This is a genomic window from Streptomyces sp. NPDC001194, from assembly GCF_042896985.1.
In the GTDB taxonomy this organism is placed as follows: Bacteria; Actinomycetota; Actinomycetes; order Streptomycetales; family Streptomycetaceae; genus Streptomyces.
The window spans coordinates 1-24,755 of the sequence record NZ_JBIAXU010000004.1 but is presented as its reverse complement, the minus strand read 5'-3'; the positions used below and the strand labels follow the sequence as shown (position 1 = coordinate 24,755).

20 protein-coding genes are annotated in these 24,755 nt (G+C 74.3%); 11 read left to right on the top strand and 9 right to left on the bottom strand.

The genetic code is table 11. The features are described 5' to 3' along the window. Positions 1–95: 95 nt before the first annotated feature. The 4 genes from ACFY1T_RS11235 (at position 96) to ACFY1T_RS11220 (ending at position 7,431) form a co-directional block, all read left to right on the top strand. Complete coding sequence (locus ACFY1T_RS11235) at positions 96–1,601, top strand: hypothetical protein (protein ID WP_030871913.1); 1,506 nt, start codon at positions 96–98, stop codon at positions 1,599–1,601. Further along, on the top strand, positions 1,598–1,738 hold the full coding sequence (locus tag ACFY1T_RS11230; protein WP_390787925.1) for a hypothetical protein: 141 nt from the start codon (positions 1,598–1,600) through the stop codon (positions 1,736–1,738). Before ACFY1T_RS11235 ends, ACFY1T_RS11230 begins: the two co-directional genes overlap by 4 nt. Continuing rightward, positions 1,735–2,652, top strand: a complete 918-nt coding sequence (locus ACFY1T_RS11225; protein ID WP_390787924.1) for a hypothetical protein — start codon at positions 1,735–1,737, stop codon at positions 2,650–2,652. Before ACFY1T_RS11230 ends, ACFY1T_RS11225 begins: the two co-directional genes overlap by 4 nt. Before the next feature lie 63 nt (positions 2,653–2,715). Beyond that, positions 2,716–7,431 (top strand): hypothetical protein, encoded by a 4,716-nt coding sequence (locus ACFY1T_RS11220; protein WP_390787923.1) that lies wholly within the window; start codon positions 2,716–2,718, stop codon positions 7,429–7,431. A 67-nt stretch (positions 7,432–7,498) separates the two neighbouring features. On the opposite strand, the gene ACFY1T_RS11215 is transcribed toward ACFY1T_RS11220, so the two are convergent. After that, positions 7,499–7,990 (bottom strand): hypothetical protein, encoded by a 492-nt coding sequence (locus ACFY1T_RS11215; RefSeq protein ID WP_390787922.1) that lies wholly within the window; start codon positions 7,988–7,990, stop codon positions 7,499–7,501. Between the two features lie 346 nt (positions 7,991–8,336). Between ACFY1T_RS11215 and ACFY1T_RS11210 the strand changes: the two genes are divergently transcribed. Genes ACFY1T_RS11210 through ACFY1T_RS11195 form a run of 4 tightly spaced genes read left to right on the top strand, consistent with a single transcriptional unit; the run spans position 8,337 to position 12,573 of the window. Beyond that, positions 8,337–11,084, top strand: coding sequence for a nitrate- and nitrite sensing domain-containing protein (locus tag ACFY1T_RS11210; protein WP_390787921.1), 2,748 nt, complete (start codon positions 8,337–8,339; stop codon positions 11,082–11,084). Further along, complete coding sequence (locus ACFY1T_RS11205; RefSeq protein ID WP_030871925.1) at positions 11,081–11,518, top strand: roadblock/LC7 domain-containing protein; 438 nt, start codon at positions 11,081–11,083, stop codon at positions 11,516–11,518. Before ACFY1T_RS11210 ends, ACFY1T_RS11205 begins: the two co-directional genes overlap by 4 nt. Positions 11,519–11,528: 10 nt before the next feature. Then, positions 11,529–11,966, top strand: a complete 438-nt coding sequence (locus ACFY1T_RS11200) for a DUF742 domain-containing protein (protein ID WP_030871927.1) — start codon at positions 11,529–11,531, stop codon at positions 11,964–11,966. Further along, positions 11,947–12,573, top strand: a complete 627-nt coding sequence (locus ACFY1T_RS11195) for an ATP/GTP-binding protein (protein WP_030871931.1) — start codon at positions 11,947–11,949, stop codon at positions 12,571–12,573. The genes ACFY1T_RS11200 and ACFY1T_RS11195 overlap by 20 nt, the downstream gene beginning before the upstream one ends. Positions 12,574–12,819: 246 nt before the next feature. Here ACFY1T_RS11195 and ACFY1T_RS11190 read toward each other — a convergent pair whose 3' ends face one another. Genes ACFY1T_RS11190 through ACFY1T_RS11180 form a run of 3 tightly spaced genes read right to left on the bottom strand, consistent with a single transcriptional unit; the run spans position 12,820 to position 14,880 of the window. Then, positions 12,820–14,010, bottom strand: coding sequence for a lipid-transfer protein (locus ACFY1T_RS11190; protein WP_390787920.1), 1,191 nt, complete (start codon positions 14,008–14,010; stop codon positions 12,820–12,822). Beyond that, entirely contained in the window at positions 14,007–14,471 is a 465-nt protein-coding gene (locus ACFY1T_RS11185; protein ID WP_390787919.1) for a Zn-ribbon domain-containing OB-fold protein, read from the bottom strand. The genes ACFY1T_RS11190 and ACFY1T_RS11185 overlap by 4 nt, the downstream gene beginning before the upstream one ends. A 40-nt stretch (positions 14,472–14,511) precedes the next feature. After that, a complete protein-coding gene (locus ACFY1T_RS11180; protein WP_030871939.1) occupies positions 14,512–14,880 on the bottom strand; it encodes a DUF962 domain-containing protein in 369 nt (122 codons plus the stop codon). A 106-nt stretch (positions 14,881–14,986) separates the two neighbouring features. On the opposite strand from ACFY1T_RS11180, the gene ACFY1T_RS11175 reads away from it, so the two are divergent. Then, entirely contained in the window at positions 14,987–15,499 is a 513-nt protein-coding gene (locus tag ACFY1T_RS11175) for an NUDIX domain-containing protein (protein ID WP_390787918.1), read from the top strand. A gap of 43 nt (positions 15,500–15,542) precedes the next feature. Here ACFY1T_RS11175 and ACFY1T_RS11170 read toward each other — a convergent pair whose 3' ends face one another. Together ACFY1T_RS11170 and ACFY1T_RS11165 are read right to left on the bottom strand one after the other, a co-directional pair. Beyond that, entirely contained in the window at positions 15,543–16,010 is a 468-nt protein-coding gene (locus ACFY1T_RS11170; RefSeq protein WP_390787917.1) for a hypothetical protein, read from the bottom strand. A 188-nt stretch (positions 16,011–16,198) separates the two neighbouring features. Continuing rightward, positions 16,199–18,694: a TIM-barrel domain-containing protein gene (locus ACFY1T_RS11165; protein ID WP_390787916.1), complete on the bottom strand. Its 2,496-nt coding sequence runs from the start codon at positions 18,692–18,694 to the stop codon at positions 16,199–16,201. Between the two features lie 211 nt (positions 18,695–18,905). Here ACFY1T_RS11165 and ACFY1T_RS11160 point away from each other — a divergent pair, with 211 nt between their 5' ends. Both ACFY1T_RS11160 and ACFY1T_RS11155 read left to right on the top strand, forming a co-directional pair. Next, a complete protein-coding gene (locus ACFY1T_RS11160) occupies positions 18,906–20,888 on the top strand; it encodes an acetoacetate--CoA ligase (protein ID WP_390787915.1) in 1,983 nt (660 codons plus the stop codon). A gap of 63 nt (positions 20,889–20,951) precedes the next feature. Further along, complete coding sequence (locus ACFY1T_RS11155) at positions 20,952–21,893, top strand: hypothetical protein (protein ID WP_390787914.1); 942 nt, start codon at positions 20,952–20,954, stop codon at positions 21,891–21,893. A 79-nt stretch (positions 21,894–21,972) separates the two neighbouring features. Here ACFY1T_RS11155 and ptsP read toward each other — a convergent pair whose 3' ends face one another. The 3 genes from ptsP to ACFY1T_RS11140 form a co-directional block, all read right to left on the bottom strand. Beyond that, a complete protein-coding gene (gene ptsP / locus ACFY1T_RS11150) occupies positions 21,973–23,643 on the bottom strand; it encodes a phosphoenolpyruvate--protein phosphotransferase (RefSeq protein WP_390787913.1) in 1,671 nt (556 codons plus the stop codon). 75 nt (positions 23,644–23,718) lie between these two features. Continuing rightward, a complete protein-coding gene (locus ACFY1T_RS11145) occupies positions 23,719–24,168 on the bottom strand; it encodes a PTS glucose transporter subunit IIA (RefSeq protein ID WP_390787912.1) in 450 nt (149 codons plus the stop codon). A gap of 336 nt (positions 24,169–24,504) precedes the next feature. After that, the coding region (locus ACFY1T_RS11140; RefSeq protein ID WP_390787911.1) for a hypothetical protein at positions 24,505–24,755 on the bottom strand (251 nt) is incomplete at its 5' end.

Here is a 24,755-nt window from a genome sequence, read left to right as displayed (position 1 = left end):
GGCGGAAGCGGCGGAACCGGCGGCGCCTGCCGGGACCGATCCGGCCGAACCATGCCGTTTGGGATGTTGTCGGTGTCAGCGCCTAGTCTTTGTCCGTGACTCTCCCCGCCCCGCCGAAGCCCCTTCCCTCCCCGGCGCCGGGCCCGGCCGCCGACGAGGGCCTGGCACGGCGGCTGCGCGCGCTCGCCTGCACCGCCCCGCTGCACGACCTCGACGTACGCAAGGCCAATCTCGCCGGCGAGTACGGGATCTACGCGATGGCGGAGGTCGCGCTCGCCGCGATCGACCTGGTCACGCTCAACATGGACTTCGACACCGGCGCGGACCACGAGCAGATAGTGGCCCGGCTGCTGCCGCGCGTCGCCGCGCAGGCACCGGACCGCCCGGCGGCCGAGCACGAGCGGGTGGCCCGCTGGGTGCTGGAGAACCTCATCAACGTCGGCAGCGTCGACCGGGGCTTCCGCGCGATCTACGGCACCTTCGGCCCGGACGGGGTGTACGTCCGCCGGGACTACGACTTCAAGCTGATCGAAGAGGTCCCCGGCTACGGCGGGGCGGTCTACCTCCGTACGACGGACGAGGCCGTCAACGTACTGGTCGGCGCCCTCGACACGGACGTCACCAGCGCTCAGATCGCCGCCGAGGTGAAGCTGGAGGTCCTGATCAGCCGCGGCAGGCTGGCCGACGCCCAGCTGGCCGCCGAGCAGGCCCGCTACCGCACGGTGCAGTACGCGGAGACCCTGCGCCGCACGCTGGACGCGACCCGGCGCAACGTCCGGGCGGTGGACTGGCTCGAGTCCGTGCCGGACATGATCGAGGAGGCCCTCGACCACGTCGCCGACCGCTACCGGCACGAGAACGCGATCCTCACGAACATCCGGCGGGCCCGCGACGAGGCCGAGGAGCCCGACAACAAGCGGCGCGCCGCCGAGCTCGTCGACATCGTCAAGGACTGCATCCGCCGCCACACCCAGCTCCAGTCGAGGCTGCTCGACGCGGGACCGCTGTTCCGCGCCGAGCAGGACCGGCAGGCCTTCGCGGCCCCCGCGCCGCGCTCCGGGATCGACCTGTACGGGCAGCTCGTGGCGCCCGTGCTGCCGCTGCCGCTCGCACAGGCCTCCCGGGTCACGGACGCCTTCTTCGCATCGGCGGTCGGACTGCGGACCCCGGTCTCGGTGCGCGTCTGCGACCTCGTCGAGATACTGCTGACACCGCCGGTGGAGCGCGAGCACCTCGGCGCGGAGATGCCGGAGCCGGACCTCATCGCGACCCCGGACGACAGCCGGTTCAGCGAGGAGCAGCTCGCCGCCGCGATGGAGCTCCTGGACCTGCCGCACGACGCCCCGCGCCGGCTGTCGGGCCTGCTCGCCGAGGCCCGGCGCAGCGACCCCGACCTGCCGTACCTGGTGGCCCTGCTGGCCGTCCACGCGGCGAGCCCGGCCGTCGGCACGGCCTACCGCCAGGGCGAGGAGCGGCTGCTCTTCGCCGTGGACGACGGCACGCAGCTCGAAGACCCCGAGTTCGGCGGCGCGGACCTGATCGTCGGCACGGCCCTCCTGGACGCGGCCGCGATGACCGCGGACCGTACGGAGGCGGCATGAGCGCCGCCCCGGCGCAGGAGCCCGCCCGCGCCGCACGGCCGAGCCGCATGATCCAGCACAGCGGGAAGGAGCGGCGCGGGGGAGCGAATCCGCCCGCCGTCGCAACCACCGCACACCACGAGAGGCAGTACCCGTGAGCGACCACCACGCCGAACACCCCGCGTGGAGCGAGGCCGACGCGCCGCCGGCCCCCGTCGCGCCCGCCCCCGCCGCGCAGACCCCCCAAGGGGTCGTCACGCCCGCCGACGCCGCGGACGCGGCCCGGCTCGTCGCGTTCGGACTCCAGCCCAAGCTCCTCCCCGCCCGCGACGCCGAATACGCCGAACTGCTGCGCCGCTACCGGGAGGAGCCCGCCTTCGGCCGGCTCGCCGACGCCGTCGCCACCGGCCTCGGCCTCGTCGTCCTGGAGGTGTCCCCGCGCGCCGGCATGGCCGTCGCCGCCGGCGAGGACTCCGTGTTCGCCGTCCGGATGGGCGACTACGCCCGCCGTACGACCGCCGACTCCGCCGACCGGTTCCTGCACGGCCTCGCCCACCTCGCCGTCGCCGCCCTCGCCTACCCCCGCCCCGAGGACCTCGCCGACGACGGCTACATCGGCCGGATCACCGTCAACGGGGTCGACGCCTTCGTCCGGCAGACCTGCCGCCGGCTGGAGGAGCGCGCCGAGGAGCTCGGCGAGAACACCGACCCGGCCACCGACGCCCCCGGCCTCGAGGCCGCCTGGCGGGTCTACGCCCGCCGCAGCGCGACCGGCGCCACCAAGGACGCCCGCCGCCTGGCCGGCTCCACCACCGGCATCGTGGGCAAGGCCGCCGCCTTCCTCACGGACTCCGGGTTCCTGCAGCGCACCGGCGACGACGCCGGCGGTACGTACCGCACCACCCCCCGCTACCAGCTCCAAGTCCGCGACATGGCGGGCAGCGCGGCCATGGCCGAGCTCCTGGAACTCGGCGTGGTCCCCGTCAGCGACGGCTCCGCCAGCCTCCTGCCGCCGCCCGAGGGCGACGACCTGGAGCTCGCCGCCGACGCCGGCCTGCCCTTCCACGCCTGAGTCCCGCCGCCCGACCTGCCCTCCGTACCCCTCCGTACCGAGAATTCACGAGAGTCCGCCGCCATGTACGAGCTGTCCCGGATCCGCCTCTACTCCATCGGGCCCGCCGGTGCGCGCTACGCCGACACCGTGCTCGACCTGCGCGGAGTCGGCGAGCCGGTGCCCCACCCGGCGCCCGCGCAGGCGGAGTTCTTCGAGGACGAGCCCACCGGCCCGCCGCGCCGCCCGGCGCCCGCGGGCGTGCTCTTCCTGGAGAACGGCGGCGGCAAGTCCGTCCTGCTCAAGCTGATCTTCTCGGTGATGCTCCCCGGTCACCGCAACACCCTCGGCGGCGCCAGCTCCGGCGTCCTGCGCAAGTTCCTGCTCGCCGACGACTGCGGCCACGTGGCCCTCGAATGGCAGCACACCCAGACCGGCGAGTGCGTGGTCGTCGGCAAGGTCAGCGAATGGCGCGGCCGCCAGGTCTCCAACGACCCGCGCAAGTTCGCCGAGGCCTGGTACTCCTTCCGCCCCGGCCCGGGCCTGAGCCTGGACAACCTCCCCGTCGCCGAGGCCACCGCCGTCCGCCCGCCCGTCGAAGGCGCCTCCGGCGCCCGGGGCCGGCGCCGCACGATGAAGGGCTTCCGTGACGCCCTCACCGAGGCCGGCAAGGCGTACCCGCACCTGGAGGTGTACTTCGAGGAGATCCACGACCGCTGGAACGAGCACCTCACCGAGCTCGGCCTCGACCCCGAACTCTTCCGCTACCAGCGTGAGATGAACGCCGACGAGGGCGAGGCGGCCGGCCTCTTCGCGGTCAAGAAGGACTCCGACTTCACCGACCTGCTGCTGCGCGCCGTCACCGACACCCGTGACACCGACGGCCTCGCCGACCTGGTCCACGGCTTCGGCAACAAGCTCGGCCGCCGTGCCGAGCTGATGGCCGAACGGGACTTCACCGCCGGCTCGGTGGACCTGCTGACCAAGATCGTCGAGGCCGCCGAGACCCGCTCCCGGCTCCGCGACGTCCACGCGGGCGCCGAGCGCCGTACGCGCACCCTCGCCCGGCGGCTGTCGGCCCGCGCCGCCGAGGAGCGCGGCCGCGCCGCCGACCTCGCGCAGCGGGTCACCGGCGCCGCCCACGCGGTCACCTCCGCCGAGTCCGCGCGGACCCGCAGCGCCGCCGTCTCCGCCGAACTCGCCTACCGGCACGCCTCGCTGGCGCTGACCGTCGCCGACAAGGCCGCCGCCGCCCAGCGCCGCGAGCTCCTCGAAGCCCGCACCCTGCACTCCGCGTGGCAGGCCGCCGAGATCGTGCTGCGCCACCGCGCCGCGTCCGACCGCTCCGCCCGGGTCGCCGCCGCGATCCTGGAGGCCGAGCGCGACGCCGCCCCGGCGCTCGCCGCCCGCGCGACGGCCGCCGCCGCGCTCGTACGGGCCCTGCACACGGCCGCCGAGAACGGCGAACGCGTCGCCAACGAGGAGGAGGAGCGGTCCGCCGCCCTCCAGGAGGCGGGCGAGGCCGCGCACCGCGACGCCACCGCCGCCGCGACGGCGGCCCAGCGGGCCCGCAGCGAGGCCGAGCACCTGCGCGCCCGGCTCGCGGAGGTCCAGCAGGAGACCGCCGAGGCCGTACGGGCCGGCTGGCTCGACGACTCGGCGCCCGACGCGGACCCGGCGCGGGCCGCCCTGGCCGCGAGTGACGCCGAGAAGACCACCGTCGCCGCCTGGGACGAGTCCCGCGAGGCCGCCCGCACCACCGCCGACGCCGCCCGCGAGGCCGCCGCCGCGGAGTCCCGCGCCGAACTCACCGCCGCCCGCGCCGCGGACGCCGCCGACGCGGCCGGGGCCGCGCACGACGCCGAGCACCGGGCGGCCGCCTCCCTGGCCGCCTCCCCCCGCCTGGCGGAGCTCCTGGGCCTCCCGCCGGTCCCCGAAACCTTCCTTCCCCACCCGCGTACCGGCACCCCGACGGAACCGGGCACGCCCGCCGGCCCGTCCGCCGCGACGGGCTCGCCCGCGGCCGCCCCCGCGCCGGCGCAGGACCCGGCCGGCTCCCGTACCGCCGCGGGCGGCGGGCTCACCGTCGCGGACCTCGACCGGAACGCCGACGAGCTGCGCGAGATGCTCACCCGCGGAGTCGGGGCGGCCGAGCGACAGCTGTTCGAGCTGCGCACCGCCGCCGCCGACGACGCCCGCATCCTCGGAGCGCTCGGCGACGGCGGGCTGCTGCCCCCCGGCCCGGACGTCCTCGCCACCGTCGAGTACCTCGGCGAACACGGCATCCCGGCCCTGCCCGGCTGGCGCTACCTCGCCCAGTCCGTGGACCCGGCCGACCACGCGGCCGTCCTCGCGGCCCGCCCCGAGCTCGTCGACGGCGTGGTCATCACCGACCCCGACACCCACGCCCGGGCCCGCGAGGTCCTCTCCGCGGCCGCGCTGCTGCCCCGCTCGACCGTCGCCGTCGGCACGGCCGCCGCCCTGCTGGCCCCCGTGCCGCCCGCCGACCACTCCGACACCGGGGTGTTCCTGGTGCCGCCGAACCCGGCCATGCACGACGAGCACGCCGCCGACGAGGAGCGCCAGGCGCTGCGCACCCGCGCCACCGCCCGCGACACCGAGATCCGGGACCTGGCCGCCCGCCTCGCCGGAGACCGCGAACTCGCCGCCCGTCTCGCCTCCTGGCGCACCGGCTGCCCGCCGGGCCGTCTCGCCGAGCTCGCGCAGCACGCGGAGGCCGCCCGCGCGTTCGCCGAGGAGGCCGACGCCGAGCTCGCGGAGGCCCGTACCGTACGCGCCGAGGCGGACGAGGCCGCCGCCGACGCCGCCCGCGTCCGCGACGAGCGCCAGGACGCCGCCCAGCGGGCCCGCCGCGCCGCCGACGCGCTCGCCGGGCTCGCCTTCCGGCTGCGCGAGCGCGCCGGCTGGCAGGTGAAGGTCCGCGAACTCGCCGACGAAGCCGCCGAGTCCGAGGCCCGCGCCGAGGTCTGCCTGGACCGCGCCCGCGCCGCCGACGAGGACCGCCGCGCCGCCCAGCGCGCCGCCGACGACGCCCGCCGCACCGCCCGCGCGCTGCGCGCCGAGCGCGCCGAGATCGCCGGCGCCCCCGAGCCGCTGCCCGAGGACGACGGCGCCGCCAAGGCGCCCCTGCCCGACCTGCGCGAGGCCTACCGGGCCGCCTCCCGGCTCTACGAGAAGGTCGGCGTCGGCGCCGACCTGCGCGCCGAACAGGCCCGCGCCGAGAGCGACGAGAGCGCCGCCCTCGCCGAACTCGACCGGCTCACCAACAAGGTCCGCACCCGCGCCGCCCAGCTCCTCGAAGGCACCGACGGCGCCGACGGGCCCTCCCGGCAGGCGGCCGCCGCACGCGCCGAGTCCCTCGTACAGATGCTGGAGACCCGCGCGCAGGTCGCCAGCGAGCAGCTCGGCCGGCTCCGGGGCGAAGCCGAACGGCACGCCCCCACCGAGGGCGAGGCTCACACCGACCTGCCCGAGGAGCTGATCCCCGGGGACGTGGAACAGGCGCAGGCCCTCCTGCGCACCGCCACCGCCCAGCTCGCCGCGCACACCGCGGCCGTGGAGACCGCCCGGGCCGCCCACGCCGACCTGCTGCGCGCCCACCGCACCGCCGAGGACGGCGCCGGAGGCTTCGACGAGACCGCGGCGATGCTGCGGGACCTGCTGCGCGACCACACCCACCCCGACGACGAGCAGGAACCGGCGGCCCACCCGGGCACGCTGGAGGAAGCCCGGCAGTCCGCCGCCGAGGCCCGCCGCTCCCTGCGCGGCTGCGCCGCCGACCTCTCGGCCGCCGAGGCGGCGGTGCGCGAGGCGAGCGACATTCTGGTCCGCCACGCCAACTCCAACCGCTACGAGCAGGTACGCACCCCCGCGCGCCAGCAGATCCGCGAACTGCCCGCCTCCGCCCTGCCCGAGCACGCCGCGGCCTGGGCGGCGGCCTTCGCACCGCGGCTGCGCGTCCTCACCGACGAGCTGGCCCAGCTGGAGCGCAACCGCGACAGCATCGTCGACCGGCTGCGCGGACTGGTGGAGTCCGCCCTGGCCACCCTGCGCTCCGCCCAGCGGCTCTCCCAGCTCCCCGAGGGCCTGGGGGAGTGGTCGGGCCAGGAGTTCCTGCGCATCCGCTTCGAGGAGCCGGACCAGGCCACCCTCACGGAACGCCTCGGCGAGGTCATCGACGAGGCGACCCGCGCGGCCGTGAAGAAGAACAGCAGCGCCTCCTTCGGCGAGGGCCGCCGCGACGGCATGTCCCTGCTGCTCCGCGGAGTGCAGGCGGCCCTGGAGCCCAAGGGCATCTCGGTCGAGATCCTGAAGCCGGACGCGGTGCTGCGCGCGGAGCGCGTCCCGGTGGGCCAGATGGGCGACGTGTTCTCCGGCGGCCAGCTGCTCACCGCCGCGATCGCGCTGTACTGCACGATGGCGGCGCTGCGCAGCAACGACCGCGGCCGCGACAAGCACCGCCACGCGGGCACGCTGTTCCTCGACAACCCGATCGGGCGCGCGAACGCCACGTACCTGCTGGAGCTCCAGCGGGCCGTCTCGGATGCGCTCGGCGTACAACTCCTCTACACCACGGGCCTGTTCGACACCACGGCCCTCGCCGAGTTCCCGCTGGTCATCCGGCTGCGCAACGACGCGGACCTGCGGGCGGGCCTGAAGTACATCAGCGTCGAGGAGCACCTGCGCCCGGGCCTGCCCCAGCAGTCCCCGGAAGAGGAGACCATCCACGGCGAGATCACGGCCACCCGCATGTTCCGCCGCTCCGCGACCGTCTCCTGACCGAAGCCCCGACGCCCCGGTACGCGGCGCCCCCTCCGGGTGGTCGGCGCCACTTCGCGGACACGCGCTAGCTCGCCCGGTAGCGCCGGTCCGCACCCGGCGGCGGCCATGCGGCGGGCCGGGGGCCCGCGGCCTCGGCGCCGCCCCGCGGTATTCGGCCCGCCCCGCCGCCCGCCCCGCCGCGCGGCTCCGGGCGGGCCTCCCGGCGGGCCCGGCGCCGCTCGCGCCGCCGCCCCCGCGCCGTACTGCTCGGCTCGGACACCACCCCGTACCGCTGGTTCCACATCTGCCGGGTGATCAGCACGTCCAGCACGCCCCAGGTGGCCACCACCGTCCCCGCTATCGCGCAGAGCGACATCGGGAGGGCCAGCCAGGAGCCGGTCACCACCAGGAAGAAGGTGACCGTCGCCACCGTCAGCGTGACGGCCACGATCAGCACCGCCCGCACCGCCGAGTCCCGCACCGGGTCCGGCATCCGCCGCGTGCGGGCCGGTTCCTCCTCCCACAGCGACCGCCCCCGCGCGCCCGCCGTGAGCCCGTCGTCCTCGTACATCCCCATCGCCTGCTCCCCCTGCCCGTCCCCTCAACCAGCTAGACGTTCGAAACCGCCCAGGGATTCCCGTATCCACCGGACTTCTCCCCAGCACCTGCCCATCCCGGAACGAAGAATTCCAGCCATCCATTCGATTGCGGGAACTGACACCCCACCAAGTGTCATCTGCCACATAACGGACCGCACTTGACCGGATGTGTCGGACAACGGGTGATCTACGCCCTGAGGCCCGGCCGAAAACGTCCGGACACGCCTTCGAAGCCGCTTCCCGGCAGTAGTAGGCTCACGCCGTTTAAATGACGGAACACCGACCCCCGACAACGGGGTTGAGCTGGGGGAGGCTGGGGAGGCCATGCGCTTTCGCGGGAAGTCCATCCGCCGGAAGATCGTGGCGTTGCTCCTTGTGCCGCTCGTCTCCCTCACCGCCCTCTGGGGCTTCGCGACCGTGCTGACCGGCCGTCAGGCCCTCGAACTCCTGGACGTCGCCTACGTCATCGACAAGGTCGGCTACCCCGTCGAGGACGTCGTCCGCGTCATCCAGAAGGAACGGCGCCAGACCCTCGTCGTCCTCGGCGACCCCCGCGCCTCCACCGCCACCGCCGAACTCGTCAAGCGCCGCGCCGCCACCGACGAGCTCGTCGACCGCATCAGCAAGAACGCCAAGGACCCCGAGGTCTCCGACGAGCTCGCCCCGGAAGCCGCCCAGCGCCTCGATTCCATCCTCGACGCCTTCCACGGCATCGGCGCCCTGCGCCGCTCCGTCGACCAGAACACCCTCGACCCGAACCAGGCGCTCGAGCTCTACAGCCGACTCGTGGACCCCTGCTACGACTTCCTGCTGAACCTCCACGCCCTCGAGAACGTCGAGATGGACAAGCAGGGCCGCGCCCTCGTCGGCGTCACCCGGGCCCGCGAGACGCTCTCCCGCGAGGACGCCGTCGTCGCCGCCGCCCTCGCCGCGCGCAACGTCACCCCCGCGGACGTCCGGCACGTCTCCGACTTCGCCGCCAACCGCGCCCTGCTCTACGACTTCAACCTGGCCATCCTCCCGGCGGACGACCGCGAGCAGTTCGAGCAGTACTGGGGCGGCGCCGAGACCAAGCCGCTGCGCGACGCCGAAGAGCGGTTCATCGGCGGCGGCTCCGGGAAGAACCCGCGCATCACCGCCGCGCAGTGGGACGAGGCCGCGAACAAGGTCCTCGACGACCTCGCCACCATGGGCACCGCCGCCGGCGACCGCTACCAGAAGCGCGTCCAGCCCGTCGCCATGGACGTCCTCGTCCAGGCGGCCATCGCCGGTGTCCTCGGCTTCATCGCCCTCGTCTTCTCCGTCGTCCTGTCCGTGCGCATCGGCCGCGACCTGGTCCGCGACCTGTCCCGGCTGCGCAAGGAGGCCCACGAGGTCTCCGGCGTCCGGCTGCCCGCCGTCATGCGCCGTCTCGCCGCCGGCGAGCACGTGGACATCGAGACCGAGGCCCCGCGCCTGGAGTACGAGAAGGACGAGGTCGGCCAGGTCGGCCAGGCCCTCAACACCCTCCAGCGCGCCGCCGTCGAGGCCGCCGTCAAACAGGCCGAGCTGCGCCGCGGTGTGTCCGAGGTGTTCGTCAACCTGGCCCGCCGCAACCAGGTCCTGCTCCACCGCCAGCTGACCCTGCTCGACACCATGGAACGGCGCACCGAGGACGCCGAGGAGCTCGCCGACCTCTTCCGCCTCGACCACATGACCACCCGCATGCGCCGCCACGCCGAGGGCCTCGTGATCCTCTCCGGCGCGGCCCCCTCCCGCCAGTGGCGCAAGCCCGTCCAGCTCATGGACGTCGTACGGGCCGCCGTCGCCGAGGTCGAGGACTACGAGCGCATCGAGGTGCGGAGGCTGCCGCGGCTCGGCATAGCCGGCCCCGCCGTCGCCGACGTCACCCACCTCGTCGCCGAACTCCTGGAGAACGCCACGGTGTTCTCCCCGCCGCACACCGCCGTCCAGGTGCTCGGCGAGCGCGTCGCCAACGGCTTCACCCTCGAAATCCACGACCGCGGCCTCGGCATGAACCCGGAGGCGCTGCTCGACGCGAACCTCCGGCTCGCCGAGACCCCCGAGTTCGAGCTCTCCGACACCGACCGCCTCGGCCTGTTCGTCGTCAGCCGCCTCGCCCAGCGCCACGGCGTCAAGGTCGTCCTCCAGCCCAGCCCGTACGGGGGCACCACCGCCGTGGTGTTCCTTCCGGCGGCCCTGCTCACCGAGGCACCCGAGACCAACGGCACCGGCCTGCGCCTCGGTGACGGCAAGGGCGGCCGGGCGGCCGGCCAGGGCGCCAAGAACGGGCGCGGCCCCGCCCGGCCCGCCCCGGCGGCGGTGGAGCGCGCTCCGGCCGGCCGTTCGCTGGCCGCCCCGGAACTGCGCGGCCCGGTCGAGCTGGAGGCCCCGCTCGGCGTGCTCGGCCTCGACGACCCGGCCACCCTCGACGAGATCACCACCGGGATCGCCGGGCTCACCGGCATCGGCGGCCGACCCGCCATGGCCACCCTCGACGACGAGACCCCGCCGAACGGCACCCCGCGCAGCGCCCTGCTGGGCCTGCGCCCGGCCGACCGGACGCACAGCGACCGCAAGGGCGGCCCGGAGCGGGAGCCGCTGGCCCCCACCGGCCCGGTCCGGCTGGACAGCCACCGGCCCGACCCGGTCCGCGGCGCCCGCCCCGACGGGCCGCGGTCCGCGGGCGCGGTGCCGCTGCCGCGCCGCAGGCCCGCCCCCACGCTGGTCGCCGAGCACGGGCGCCGCGTGGAGCCCCGCCCGGTCACCGCGGTCCCGCAGCCCGCGGCGGAGCCCGAGCCGCCCGCCCAGGGGCCCGGCGGGCTGCCCAAGCGAGTCCGCCAGGCCAACCTGGCGCCCCAACTGAAGAACGCCCAGGCCTCCGCGCCCGCCGAAGCCGCCGCGGACCAGATGGTCCACCGCGACGCGGAAGAGGTACGTACGCGCATGTCCGCACTCCAGCGCGGCTGGACGGCGGGCCGCACCCAGCAGGCACAGCAGCAGTCCGGAACCGGGGAGGGCACTTCCGCCGCCACAGGTCCCGGATACGAGAACGAGGGGGACGGTCGATGACCGCACCGCAGACCGGCAACGACACCCGGGGCCGCGGCTCCGGTCCGCTCAACTGGCTCCTCGACGAGCTCGTCGACCGGGTCGCCAGCATCCGCAAGGCCGTGGTCCTCTCCGGCGACGGCCTGCCCACCGGCAGCTCGAAGGACCTGACCCGCGAGGACAGCGAGCACCTGGCCGCCGTGGCCTCCGGGTTCCACAGCCTGGCCAAGGGCGTCGGCCGCCACTTCGAGTCCGGCAGCGTCCGCCAGACCGTGGTCGAGCTGGACGAGGCCTTCCTCTTCGTCATGGCCGCCGGCGACGGCAGCTGCCTGGCCGTGCTCTCCGACGCCGACTCCGACGTCGGGCAGGTCGCGTACGAGATGACCCTCATGGTCAAGCGGGTAGGCGACCACCTGGCGACCGCTCCCCGCTCCGGGCTGCCAGCCGGAGGGTGAGGCGGACGGTATGAGCGATCCAGGCCAGAACGATCCGGCCGAGAACGATCCAGGCCGGTCGCACGACCCCGCCCACCCTCACTGGTTCGACGACGAGGCCGGCCCCGTCGTACGCCCGTACGCCATGACCCGCGGCCGGACCAGCCACGCCGGCCAGCACCGACTGGACCTGATCGCGCTCGTCGTCGCCGAACCGGCGGCCGACGATCCGGTCTGGGACCTGACCCTGTCCCCCGAGCACTCCCACATCCTCGGGCTGTGCCGGGAGCGGCCGCAGTCGGTCGCCGAACTCGCGGCCGAACTCGACCTCGCGGTCGGGGTCGTACGCGTCCTGATCGGCGACCTGGCCGACGAGGAACTGATCCATGTGAACCGGCCGGTACCCCCGGCCGAACTGCCCGATGAATCCATTCTGCGTGAGGTGATCGATGGCCTTCGGGCGCTCTAGCCGCACCGGTGCCATGCATGCCGTGTCACCGGTCGAGCCGCTGACCCTGAAGATCCTGGTCGCGGGCGGCTTCGGGGTGGGAAAGACCACCCTGGTCAGTGCGGTGAGCGAGATCAGACCGCTGCGGACCGAGGAAGTGCTGTCGGAGCCCGGCATCGGCATCGACGACACCGGGGGAGTCGAGGGCAAGAGCACCACGACCGTGGCGATGGACTTCGGCCGCATCACGCTGCGCGAGGACCTGGTGCTGTACCTGTTCGGCACGCCCGGACAGGACCGCTTCTGGTTCCTGTGGGACGAGCTCGCCCAGGGCGCGCTCGGCGCCGTGGTCCTCGCCGACACCCGCCGCCTCGCCGACTGCTTCGCCGCCGTCGACTACTTCGAGCGGCGGGGGATCCCCTTCACGGTCGCCGTCAACTGCTTCGACGGCGCCGAACGCCATCCGGTGGTGACCGTGCGGGAGGCGCTGGACCTCGACCCCGAGGTACCGGTGCTGCTGTGCGACGCCCGGGACCGCGAGTCCGTCAAGGACGTGCTGGTGGGGGTCGTGGAACACGCGATGTCGCTGGCGCGGGCCCGCCGCCGGAGCCTGACCGCGGGGACCTGAGCCCCCCGGCGCACGGGAGGCGGCCCGTACCCCCGCCGACTGGGGTACGGGCCGCGGCTCTCATGGGGGGATGGAGGGCCTCCGGGGCGTCGTGCGCGGCCGGGAGGCTGTGGAGCGAGTGTGAACCCGCCTCCCGGGGCCGTCAAGCGTTCCGACAACAGCACCTGTTCAGGGTCGCCGCCCGGCGGCAGCCGTCACCCCGGCGTGGCCGCCGGCGTCACGGGACGGCCCCTCCGCCGACTCCCGTCACCGCACCGCGACGACGGCCGATCCGTGCCCGAACAGCCCCTGGTTCGCGGTGATCCCCGCCCGGGCCCCCGGCACCTGCCGGTCCCCGGCCGTGCCGCGCAGCTGCCAGGTCAGCTCGCACACCTGGGCGATGGCCTGCGCCGGCACCGCCTCGCCGAACGAGGCCAGGCCGCCGCTGGCGTTGACCGGGACCCGCCCGCCGAGCGACGTCGCGCCCTCCCGTACCAGCTTGGCCCCCTCGCCCTCGGCGCACAGGCCGATGTCCTCGTACCACTCCAGCTCCAGGGCGGTGGAGAGGTCGTACACCTCGGCGAGCGAGAGGTCTCCCGGCCCGAGCCCGGCCTCCTCGTACGCGGCCCGCGCGATCGACGAGCGGAACGAGCCCGGCGCCGGCCGTACGGCGGTCACCGAGTCGGTGGCGATGTCCGGGAGGTCGAGGACCGTACGCGGATACGTCGGCGTCACCGTCGACACCGCCCGGATCCGCACCGGATCGCCGACCCCGCGCGAGCGCGCGAAGTCCATGCTGCTCAGGACCAGCGCCGCGCCCCCGTCCGAGGTGGCGCAGATGTCGAGCAGCCGCAGCGGATCGGCGACGGTCGCCGACCGCGCGACCTCCTCGGCCGTGACCGGCTTGCGGTACCGGGCGAGCGGGTTCAGGGCGCCGGCCGCGGCGTTCTTCACCTTCACCTGCGCGAAGTCCTCCTGCGTGTCCCCGTACACGGCCATCCGGCGGCGCGCGTAGAGGGCGAAGTACGCCGGGTTCGTGGCGCCCAGCACGCGGAAGCGCAGCCAGTCCGGATCGTCCGGCCGGTCCCCGCCCGCCGGGGCGAAGAACCCCTTGGGCGCCGCGTCCGCGCCGACCACCAGGACGACGTCGGCCAGCCCGGCCAGGATCTGCGCCCGCGCCGCCCCGATGGCCTGGGCGCCGGAGGCGCAGGCCGCGTACACGCTGGTCACCCGTGCGCCCTGCCAGCCCAGGGCCCGGGCGAAGGTCGCGCCTGCCACGTAGCCGGGGTAGCCGGAGCGCACGGTGTCGGCGCCGACGATCGACTGGACGTCGGCCCATTCCAGCCCGGCGTCGGCCAGCGCGGTGCGGGCCGCGGCCCGCCCGTACTCGACGAAGCTGCGGCCCCATTTGCCCCAGGGGTGCATTCCGGCCCCGAGGACGGCGATGTCGGCGCTCACGCGGTGCCTCCCGTCGGCCTGAACCGCCAAGTGGTCCACACGGTCCCGGTCTCGGCGTCCTCGTTCAGCACGCCGCCGACCACCTCGACCTCCATCCCGACCGCCAGATCGGCGACCGTCACCCCGGGAGCCGTCTGCCCGAGCACGACCATCCCCTCGGCCTCCAGCTCCACCGCGACGAGGGTGTACGGCTCCCAGGGCGCGTCCGGATCGGAGGCGTAGGGCGCGGGCGGCCGGTACCGCCCGTCGGTGTACGACCACACCCGGCCGCGCGGGGACAGCGGCACCTCGGCGAGCTGTCCGCCGCCGGGGCAGTGCGGATTGCGGCAGTACGCGTCCTCGCGCGGGAAGAACACCGCGGTGCAGGCGGAACACCGGGTGCCGAGCAGCCGGAAGCCGCCGCCCTCCGGTCCGTGCTCGGTGAACCACCCGCTCACGACGGGTGTGCGTGTACGTCCCAAGGGAACCCCTCCCCAGCCGGTCCAGTCATCTGACGGATCGTCAGAAGTCTGTCACGGGCGGGCAGTCCTGGCACGGGTTCTCGGCAAGCCACTTCTGCGCGATCTCGCCCAGCTCCGCGTCGCGCCCGGCCAGCATCATCCGGATCATCTGCGCGTCCCCGCGCAGCGACCACGCCGGATGTCCGAAGGTGGCCGGGTTGTTCCCCTCGATCAGGAAATGGGCCGGCCAGGCCGTCCCGTACCCGATCACGGGCAGCGCGGCGAGGAACCGCCTCCGGCCCCGCGCCAAGCCGTACGCGGTCAGGGCGAGCCCCGTCAGGGTGCCGGTGAGGTGGATCCAGCGGGTGGCGGCGCGGGAGTGCTGGGCGACGTAGTAGGGCCAGAACTCCTCGTACGAAGCGAAAGTCATGCGGGCACGGTACTCACGGGGGGCCCGGGGCGACAGGGACCGCGAAGCCCGAGGACCTGCGCTGCAACCGCGCTCGTCCGCACACCCCTTGGCATACGATCGCCCCATGCCGGCACAGCAGAGGGACTCGCACTGCTCCACCTGCGGAGCACCGTTCGACACGACCGCCTGGCCCCGCATCTGCGCCTCCTGCGGGGCCGTCACCTACCGCAACCCGCTTCCGGTGGCCGTCACGCTGCTCCCGGTCGAGGACGAGGCGGGCACCGGACTGGTGGTGATCACCCGCACCATCGAGCCGGCCCTCGGGGGCATCGCCCTGCCCGGCGGCTTCATGGACTTCGGCGAGGACTGGCGCGAGGCGGTCGTCCGCGAGCTGCGCGAGGAGACGGGCATCCACGCCCCGGCCTCGGAGGTCACCCTGGCCGACGCCATGAGCTCCCCGGCGGGCCACCTGCTGCTCTTCGGCCTGCTGCCGCCCCGTCCGACGGCCTCCCTCCCGCCCTCGGCCCCGACGGACGAGACCTCGGGCTGGCACGTCCTGCGCACGCCGGCGGAACTGGCCTTCCCCCTCCACACCCGGGCCACGGCGGCCTGGTTCGCGGGACGCTACGGCGGCTGACGGCGGCTGACGGCGGGAATCCATCCGGGAGCCCGCCTGCCGGTCACCCTCCGAGGCCCCGCACGAGCCCCGTCAGCGCCACCACCGCCAGGGCGACCGCCGTCACCGCCAGACCCCGCCCCCACAACGCCTTCAACGGCACCGGCCGGACCCGCAGGCACGCCCCGGCGGCCATCGGGAGCAGCGCGCTCGCCACCGCGGCCGACCAGAGCAAACCGAATCCGGGAGCCGCCGCCACGTGGTCGCTCAGCCACCCGCGGACCAGCAGGGCAGGCGGCGCCGAGACCGGCACCAGCAGGACGAGGACCGCGACCGGCTGCGGCCACGCCGTCAGACGGGCCGTCAGGCGTCCCAGTACCGCGGCCGGCTTGACGAGCAGCCATCCGTGCAGGAATCCCACCGCCACCGCGGCGACCGACCCGATCCCGAACACCACCAGGGATCCGGCCGGGAGTTCCCGCCGGCTCGCGACGAGCAGCCCCCACGCCAGGAGCAACTGGCAGGCGCCCACGACTTCGGCTCCCGGTGCGACGTCCCATCGGCGTGGACGGCGCAACGCCCGCAGCCCGGACACGTGCGTCCGCGCGGGCCTCGCCGGGCTCGCCAAGACCATCACAGACCCCCCGACCGAACGGCTCCAACGGCAGCACGGCAGGTGCGCCGCACAGGAGCAGGATCTTCCGGCGGCCTAGGGCGGAACTAGAGCCGCCCCGGAAGGCGTTCGCCGGACCCGGAAGGACCGGAAGGACCGGAAGGACCGGAAGGACCTGAGGGACCGGAAGGACCTGAGGGACCGGAAGCCTCTTCGGGAGCCGCCCCGGAAGGGCCCCCGCGGCCGGGTCCGAGTCCCCGTACCTCCACCCCCTCCACCGGATCCCCGGCCTCCGTCTCCACCACCACCGCGTCCCCCGCCCACCGCACCGCGTACCGCTCGACCCCGCCCGGCTCGAACCCCGGCCCCGGATCCCGGATCACCACCCCGCCGCCGGTGCGCCCCCGCGCCGGAGCCCACGCCTCCAAGCCGACCCCGCCGCCGGCGGAGCGCACCGGCAGCACCGCCCCGGCGCGGGCCAGCACCGGGATCCGGCCCGGCGGCGCGTCCAGCAGGACCTGCCCGGGGCCCTCGTACGCCTGCCCCGTCGCGGTGTCGTACCAGCGCCCCCGCGGCAGCCGCACCGCCCGCCGGTCCGCCCCGCACTCCAGCACCGGTGCCACCAGCAGCGCGTCCCCGAGCAGGAACGCGTCCCCGCAGTCCCGCAGCGCCCGGTCCTCCGGCGCCCCCCACCACAGCGGCCGCACGTACGGGGCCCCCGTCCGCCGCGCCAGCTGGGCCAGCGTCAGGAAGTACGGCCGCAGCCGCTCCCGCTCCGCCAGCACCTCCCGGGCCCGCTCCTCCACCTCCGGCCCGAACTCCCACGGCTCCCGACGCCCCGCCCAGATCGCCGAGTGGGTCCGGAACAGCGGCAGGTACGAGCCCAGCTGCAGCCACCGCAGATACAGCTCCGGCGAGGGCGAACCCCCGAAACCGCCGACGTCCGGCCCCGAGTACGGCACCCCGCACAGACCGAGCCCCAGCACCAGCGCCAGCGAGGCCCGCAGCCCCTCCCAGCCCGTCTCCACATCCCCCGACCAGGTGCCCCCGTACCTCTGCATCCCCGCCCACCCCGACCGGGAGAAGAGGAACGGCCGCTCGGCCGGTCGCAGCCGGACCAGCCCCTCCCAGCCCGCCCGCGCCATCCCGAGCGCGTACACGTTGTGCGCGCAGCGGTGGTCCCCGCCCGCCCCGTCCATCGCGTGCCGCGCCGAACGGGGCAGCGTCATGTCCCCGAACGGAGCAAAGGACACCGGCTCGTTCATGTCGTGCCACACCCCGGCGAAGCCCTGCTCCAGCCGCTCCCGGTACAGCCCGCCCCACCAGGTGCGCACCGCCGGATCCGTGAAGTCCGGGTACGCGCACTCGCCGGGCCAGACCTCGCCCCGCACCTCCTGCCCCCGGGCGTCCCGTACGAAGGCCCCGCCCGCCCCCACCGCCAGGCCCGACGCGTGGACGGCGTCGCCCGCCTTCACCGCCGGGTCGACGATCGACACCAGCCGTACGCCCTGGTCCGCCAGCTCCCGCGCCAGCCCCGGCAGGTCGGGGAACCGCTCCTTGTCCACCGTGAACACGCGGTGCCCGTCGTAGTGGTCGATGTCCAGGTGCACGGCCGACAGCGGGAGCCCGCGCGCGGTGTAGCCCGACACCACCCGCCGCACCTCCTGCGCACTCCCGAACCCCCAGCGCGCGTGCTGGTACCCGAGCGCCCACTCGGGCGGTACGGCGGCCCCGCCGGTCAGCCCCGACCAGCCCTGCAGCACCCGGGCCGGCGTCCCCACCAGCACCCAGCACCGCAGCGGCCCGCCCTCCATGCGCAGCTCACCCGTCCCCGGCCGGTCCGCGCCCGAGCCGGCGCCCTCCTCGCCCTCGCGCAGCGCCACCCGCCCGTCCCACGGGTTGTCGTGGAACACCAGGTGGGTCCCCGCGTCCGCGACCACCATCTGCACCGGCATCGTGATGTACAGCGGGTCGTCGCCCGGCCCGAAGCCGCCCTTGGGGTCCGTGTTCCACAGCCGGTACACCCCGTCCCGCAGCCGCGGCCCGCCGGCCCGCCCGCCCAGCCCGAAGAACCGGGCGTCCGCCGGCACCTCCGACCGCTGCAGCCAGCGCGACTCCACCGGCTCCCCGGCGACCGGCTCCACCGGCTCCCACCAGCGCGGCGGCAGCTCCCTGCGCAGCACCGTCCCGCCGGGCGTGCGGACCTCGATCGCCCCGTGCCGGGACACCGCCACCGTCACCCGCTCGGAGACCACCCGCCAGCCGCCGCCGGTGTCCGGTTCCAGGGCGGCCCGCGGATCGGGCTCGGGGCCGTTGCCGACCAGCGCGTACGAGGGCGTCGGCCCGGCCCCGTCCCAGCCCCAGAACACCGCGCCGCCGACCGTGACCCGCACGAGCAGCTCCGAGCGGGCGAACCGCAGCACCCCACCGCCTGGCCGCGGCTCCGTACCGGTCAGCAGACCCGGCACGCGGGCCCGCTCCGCGCCCCGGCGCGGGAGCCCCAGCGCGTCCGCGCGCCGGTGGCGCCAGGCCGAGCGCCACGCGCGCCGCCCGCGCTCCGTACCGAGTTCCTTCACCGCACGCGCCAGCTCACGACCGTTCATGCTGCTCACCCTGCCACCGGCCGCCCGGCGAGCGGGCGGCGTTCAACTTCCGTTCACTCGTCCAAGAGGCCCCTGGTGCGGAGGTGGATCACGTGGCATCGTCCCTGTGGGCCGCCGCGCACACCCACCGCACGACGGCGCCGAACGCACCCCCCCCCGCACACATCACGCACACGACGCGCGAGCCGCAGACTTGACCGGGAGCCGACCCATGACCTCAGCCACCCCGCCGGAAGCCCTCTGGTCCCCGGGCCCCGACCGGATCGCCGCGGCCCGCATCACCGCCTTCCAGGCCTGGGCGGCGGACCGGTTCGGCGCCCCCGCGGACGGCGGCTACCCCGCCCTGCACCGCTGGTCCGTCGACGAGCTCGACATCTTCTGGCAGGCCGTCGCCGAGTGGTTCGACGTCCGGTTCACCACCCCGTACGAATCCGTCCTCGCAGACCGCTCGATGCCCGGCGCGCACTGGTTCCCGGGCGCCACCCTCAACTACGCCGAGCACGCCCTGCGCGCCGCCGAGGACCCGGCGCGCGCGGACGACGCCGCACTCCTCCACGTGGACGAGACCCACGAGGCGACCCCCGTCACCTGGGCCGAGCTCCGCCGCCAGGTCGGCGCACTCGCCGCCGAGCTGCGCGCCCTCGGCGTACGCCCCGGCGACCGGGTGAGCGGCTACCTCCCCAACATCCCCGAGGCCGTCGCCGCGCTCCTCGCCACCGCCGCCGTGGGCGCCGTGTGGACCTCCTGCGCCCCCGACTTCGGCGCCCGCAGCGTCCTCGACCGCTTCCAGCAGGTCGAGCCCGTGGTCCTGTTCACCGTCGACGGATACCGCTACGGCGGCAAGGAGCACGACCGCCGCGACACCGTCGCCGAGCTGCGCGCCGAGCTCCCCTCGCTGCGCGCCGTCGTGCACATCCCGCTGCTCGGCACGCCGGCCCCCGAAGGCGCCGTCGTCTGGTCGGACCTGGTCTCCGGCACCGCCGAGCCCGTCTTCGAGCCGGTCCCGTTCGACCACCCGCTGTGGGTGCTCTACTCCTCCGGTACGACGGGCCTGCCCAAGGCGATCGTGCAGTCCCAGGGCGGCATCCTGCTGGAGCACCTGAAGCAGCTCGGCCTCCACTGCGACCTCGGCCCCGAGGACCGGTTCTTCTGGTACACCTCCACCGGCTGGATGATGTGGAACTTCCTCGTCTCCGGCCTGCTCACCGGGACGACGGTCGTCCTGTACGACGGCAGCCCCGGCTACCCCGACACCGGGGCCCAGTGGCGGATCGCCGAGCGGACCGGGGCCACCCTGTACGGGACCTCCGCCGCGTACGTCATGGCCTGCCGCAAGGCGGGGGTGCACCCCGGCCGGGACTTCGACCTCTCCGCCGTGAAGTGCGTGGCCACCACGGGTTCGCCGCTCCCGCCCGACGGGTTCCGCTGGCTGCACGACGAGGTGGCGGAAGACCTCTGGATCGCCTCCGTCAGCGGCGGCACCGACGTCTGCAGCTGCTTCGCCGGAGCCGTCCCCACCCTCCCCGTCCACATCGGCGAGCTCCAGGCCGCCTGCCTCGGCACCGACCTCCAGGCCTGGGACCCGTCCGGCAAGCCGCTGACCGGCGAGGTGGGCGAGCTCGTCGTCACCAACCCGATGCCCTCCATGCCGATCCACTTCTGGAACGACCCGGACGGCAGCCGCTACCGCGACAGCTACTTCGAGATGTTCCCCGGCGTCTGGCGCCACGGGGACTGGATCACGATCACCGACCGCGGTTCCGTCGTCATCCACGGTCGCTCCGACTCCACGCTGAACCGGCAGGGCGTCCGGATGGGGTCCGCCGACATCTACGAGGCCGTCGAACGCCTCCCCGAAATCAAGGAGTCCCTGGTCATCGGCCTGGAGGAGCCGAACGGGGGCTACTGGATGCCGCTGTTCGTCCACCTCGCGCCCGGCGCGACGCTCGACGACGACCTCCGGGGCCGGATCAAGGCGACGATCCGCGAGGAGCTCTCCCCGCGCCACGTCCCCGACGAGGTCATCGAGGTCCCGGCCATCCCGCACACCCTGACGGGCAAGCGCATCGAGGTCCCGGTCAAGCGCCTGCTCCAGGGCACCCCGATGGCGAAGGCGGTCAACCCGGGCTCGGTCGACAACCTCGAACTCCTGCACTTCTACGAGGAGCTGGCCCGCACCCGCACCCGCGGCTGAGGTCACTGTCAGTGGCCACGGTTACCGTGAGTGAGCAATCGAATGCGCCACTCAGGGGGAGCCATGCCACGGACACGCCACGACACCAGTCAAACCACCGGCCGGACCGCCCGGGCCGGTGGCCGCACCACCCGGCGCCGCATGCTGCGCCGCGAAGTCCCCGGCACCGTCGGCCTCCTGGCCGACGCCGGGGACTTCGCGGCCATGCGCGGCTACCGCAGCTTCACCTTCGGCCGCCACGACGACTACGCCGACTACCTCCGCCACGTCGACGGCCTGCTCCGGTCCCTCGCGGCCCAGGGCATCCACACCACCGTCGCCCTCTTCGACCCCGACGAGTACGCCGAGTTCTGCAGGGAACACGGCATCGACCCGGACAGCGCCCGGGCCCGTACCCGCTTCACCGCCGAGCTGGCCGGCGCCGGCACCGTACTTCCCTACACCGGCCAGCCCATCGACGAGCTCGTCCCGCTCCTCGTCGACGAGGCCGTCCGCCAGGCCACCTGGGAGTACGCCACCACCCTGCTCGCCGGCGTCGGCAGCTGCGCCGACTGCGGCGAGGACATCGGCCGCGCCTCATTCACCCGGGCCACCGAAGCCCTCACCCGCCTCGTCGAGGGAGCCGGGCCGGGACACCACCACCTCGTCTGCAGCGTCCCCGCCCAGGACGAACAGCTCGTCGCCGTCCTGCACGCCGAGGTCGCCGCGGACCGGGACGGCCCACCACGCATCGAGGGCCGCGAAAGCCTCGACTTCGTGACCGTCCTGGCCGCGGGCCTCGCCCTCGGCGGCCCCGGAGGACTGGTGCTGCGCAGCACCACCGAGGGATCCGGCGACCGGGTCCACGGCTGGCGCCTGGACCGCGGCCGCCTGGTCCCGCTCTCCGCGGCGGCCGTGTTCAACGCCTACTGCACGGATGCCGACACCGGTGACCCCGTGGCCCCCGAATCCGGAGTCGACTACTGCCCCGGCTACGAGGTGGACGACCCGACCCCGCACCACTAGGACCAGTCCCCGGGGGAGGAGACGACCGAGGGGCCCCCGCCACCGGCGAAGGCCCCTCGATCGACACCACCTGGCCCGGCTACTCGCCGGACAGCACCGCCTGGGCGGCCACGCGGGCCTCCTCGGCGCTGTCCGCCGCACGCGCCGCGGCCGCGGCACGCTCGCACTGGGCCAGCGTGTACTTGGCGAGCGTCGCCCGCACGTAGGGAATCGAAGCGGCACCCATCGACAGGGAGGTGACACCCAGACCCGTCAGCACACAGGCCAGCAGCGGGTCGGAAGCGGCCTCGCCACAGACGCCGCAGCTCTTGCCCTCCGCCCTGGCCGCGTCCGCCGACAGGGCGATCAGGTCGAGCAGCGCCGGCTGCCACGGGTCCTGGAGCCGCGACACCGCACCGACCTGACGGTCCGCGGCGAACGTGTACTGCGCCAGGTCGTTGGTGCCCAGCGACAGGAACTCGACCTCCTGGAGGATCGAGCGTGCCCGGAGCGCGGCGGAGGGGATCTCCACCATCGCGCCGAACTTCGCCTGCAGCCCGGCCTCACGGCACGCGTCGGCGAACGCCTTCGCGTCGATCCGGTCGGCCACCATCGGGGCCATGACCTCGAGGTACACCGGCAGACCCGCGGCCGCCTTGGCCAGCGCGGTCAGCTGCGTGCGCAGCACGTCCGGGTGGTCCAGCAGCGAACGCAGACCGCGCACGCCCAGCGCCGGGTTCGGCTCGTCGGCCGGCGTCAGGAAGTCCAGCGGCTTGTCGGCGCCGGCGTCCAGGACACGTACGACGACACGGCCCTCGGGGAAGGCCTCGAGCACCTTGCGGTACGACTCGATCTGCTTCTCCTCGGACGGAGCCTTCTTGCTGTCGTCCAGGAACAGGAACTCGGTGCGGAACAGACCCACGCCCTCGGCCCCGGCCTCCACGGCCGCCGGCACGTCCGCCGGACCGCCCACGTTGGCCAGCAGCGGCACCTTGTGACCGTCGGAGGTCGCACCCGGACCGGACGAGGCCGCGAGAGAGGCCTTGCGCTCGGCGGCCGCCGCCTCCAGCTCGGCCCGCTTCTGCGCGGTCGGCTCGACGAACAGGTCACCGGTGCTGCCGTCGACGGCGATGACCGTACCCTCGGCGATCTCACCCGCACCCGGCAGCGCCACGATCGCCGGCACGCCCAGCGCCCGCGCGAGGATCGCGCTGTGGCTGGTCGGGCCGCCCTCCTCGGTGACGAAGCCGAGGACGAGCGCCGGGTCGAGCAGCGCGGTGTCGGCCGGAGCCAGGTCCCGCGCGATCAGCACGTACGGCTCGTCGCTGTCCGGCACACCCGGCATCGGCACGCCCAGCAGCCGCGCCACGATGCGGTTCCGTACGTCGTCCAGGTCGGCCACCCGGCCGGCCATGTACTCCCCGGCCCCCGCGAGCAGGTCGCGGTACGAGGCGAACGCGTCGTACACCCCGCGCTCGGCCGTGCTGCCGACGGCGATGCGCCGGTCGACGTCCGCCATCAGCTCGGGGTCCGTGGCGATCATCGCCTGGGCCTCCAGCACGTGCTGGGCCTCGCCGCCCGCCAGCTGGCCGCGCGCGATCAGGTCGGCGGACACGGCCTCCACGGCCTTGCGGGCGCGCCCCTGTTCGCGCTCCGCCTCGTCCGCGGTGATCTGCTTGGCCGGCGGCTCGAGAACCGCCGTGCCCATGTGCCGGACCTCGCCGATCGCCACACCGTGGCTCACGCCGACGCCTCGCAGCGTTGTCTCCATTTCACCCGTCTCCGATTGAGCGGCGGGCCCAGCCGCCGCGGTGGATGTCCGACCCGCCCGTGCAGGCGGACGAGGTCACTGCCAGCTGAACAGGGCGTCGTCGGTCTTCACGTCACCGGACTCGACGACGGCGGACAGGGAGTCCGGGGTCGCCTCGAGCGCCACGACGGGGCAGACCGGCGACTTGCCGGCGTCCTCGACGGCCTGCGGGTTCCAACGGATGACGGCCTGGCCACGGGTCACGGTGTCGCCCTTGTTGACGAGCAGCTCGAAGCCCTCGCCGTTGAGCTGGACCGTGTCGATCCCGAGGTGGGTGAGCACACCGTGCCCTTCGCCGTCCACGACGACGTACGCGTGCGGGTGCAGGGAGACGACCACACCGTCGACGGGGGCCACCGCCTCCGAAGGCTCGCGCACGGGGTCAATAGCGGTGCCCGGACCCACCATTGCGCCGGAGAACACCGGATCGGGCACTGCCGCGAGTCCGATGGCGCGTCCGGCGAGTGGGGACGTCACGCTGGTCATGGGGGGCCTCCCAGGGGTGGGGCTTCAACGTGTCGTCGTCACAATCTGTGCTGTGGCGACGTACTTTCAGAAGGGTATGTCATGACACGTCCCGGTTCGCCCGATGTGCAACCCCTGCGGGAGAGCACGCCACGCGACCGCAACGACGTAGTGGACTAGACCATACGCCTGAATCGATTTGCTTGGGCACCAAGGGCCCTGTACTGTCGTGACTCCCGCCAGGACGTGCCGCGTGAACTTCTCGCGAACATCCGATGGACGGGATTCCTCCTCTTCAGTGCAGATCTTGATCCGTGCTGCTCTTCGTATTGCCTTCCCGGTGAATCGAGTGAGTGGTCAGGGAGCCGGAAAAGCCCTGATAGAGTCGGAGCCGCCGGAAAGGGAAAACGCGAAAGCGAAGACCCTGGAAAGCAAGCGGAACTGAATCTGATAGAGTCGGAAACGCAAGAACGAAGAACGAAAGCCCGGAGGAAAGCCCCAGTAAGTGTTACTGAGGGTGAGTACAAAGGAAGCGTCCGTTCCTTGAGAACTCAACAGCGTGCCAAAAATCAACGCCAGAAGTTGATACCCCGTCCACTTCGGTGGAT

What these genes read in the sequence shown, in the direction of transcription:
- ACFY1T_RS11230 (WP_390787925.1), top strand. Translation starts at nt 1,598, where the DNA reads ATGAGCGCCGCCCCGGCGCAGGAGCCCGCCCGCGCCGCACGGCCGAGC.
- ACFY1T_RS11220 (WP_390787923.1), top strand. Translation starts at nt 2,716, where the DNA reads ATGTACGAGCTGTCCCGGATCCGCCTCTACTCCATCGGGCCCGCCGGT.
- ACFY1T_RS11215 (WP_390787922.1), bottom strand. Translation starts at nt 7,990, where the DNA reads ATGGGGATGTACGAGGACGACGGGCTCACGGCGGGCGCGCGGGGGCGG.
- ACFY1T_RS11210 (WP_390787921.1), top strand. Translation starts at nt 8,337, where the DNA reads ATGCGCTTTCGCGGGAAGTCCATCCGCCGGAAGATCGTGGCGTTGCTC.
- ACFY1T_RS11205 (WP_030871925.1), top strand. Translation starts at nt 11,081, where the DNA reads ATGACCGCACCGCAGACCGGCAACGACACCCGGGGCCGCGGCTCCGGT.
- ACFY1T_RS11200 (WP_030871927.1), top strand. Translation starts at nt 11,529, where the DNA reads ATGAGCGATCCAGGCCAGAACGATCCGGCCGAGAACGATCCAGGCCGG.
- ACFY1T_RS11195 (WP_030871931.1), top strand. Translation starts at nt 11,947, where the DNA reads ATGGCCTTCGGGCGCTCTAGCCGCACCGGTGCCATGCATGCCGTGTCA.
- ACFY1T_RS11180 (WP_030871939.1), bottom strand. Translation starts at nt 14,880, where the DNA reads ATGACTTTCGCTTCGTACGAGGAGTTCTGGCCCTACTACGTCGCCCAG.
- ACFY1T_RS11175 (WP_390787918.1), top strand. Translation starts at nt 14,987, where the DNA reads ATGCCGGCACAGCAGAGGGACTCGCACTGCTCCACCTGCGGAGCACCG.
- ACFY1T_RS11165 (WP_390787916.1), bottom strand. Translation starts at nt 18,694, where the DNA reads ATGAACGGTCGTGAGCTGGCGCGTGCGGTGAAGGAACTCGGTACGGAG.
- ACFY1T_RS11160 (WP_390787915.1), top strand. Translation starts at nt 18,906, where the DNA reads ATGACCTCAGCCACCCCGCCGGAAGCCCTCTGGTCCCCGGGCCCCGAC.
- ACFY1T_RS11155 (WP_390787914.1), top strand. Translation starts at nt 20,952, where the DNA reads ATGCCACGGACACGCCACGACACCAGTCAAACCACCGGCCGGACCGCC.
- ptsP (WP_390787913.1), bottom strand. Translation starts at nt 23,643, where the DNA reads ATGGAGACAACGCTGCGAGGCGTCGGCGTGAGCCACGGTGTGGCGATC.
- ACFY1T_RS11145 (WP_390787912.1), bottom strand. Translation starts at nt 24,168, where the DNA reads ATGACCAGCGTGACGTCCCCACTCGCCGGACGCGCCATCGGACTCGCG.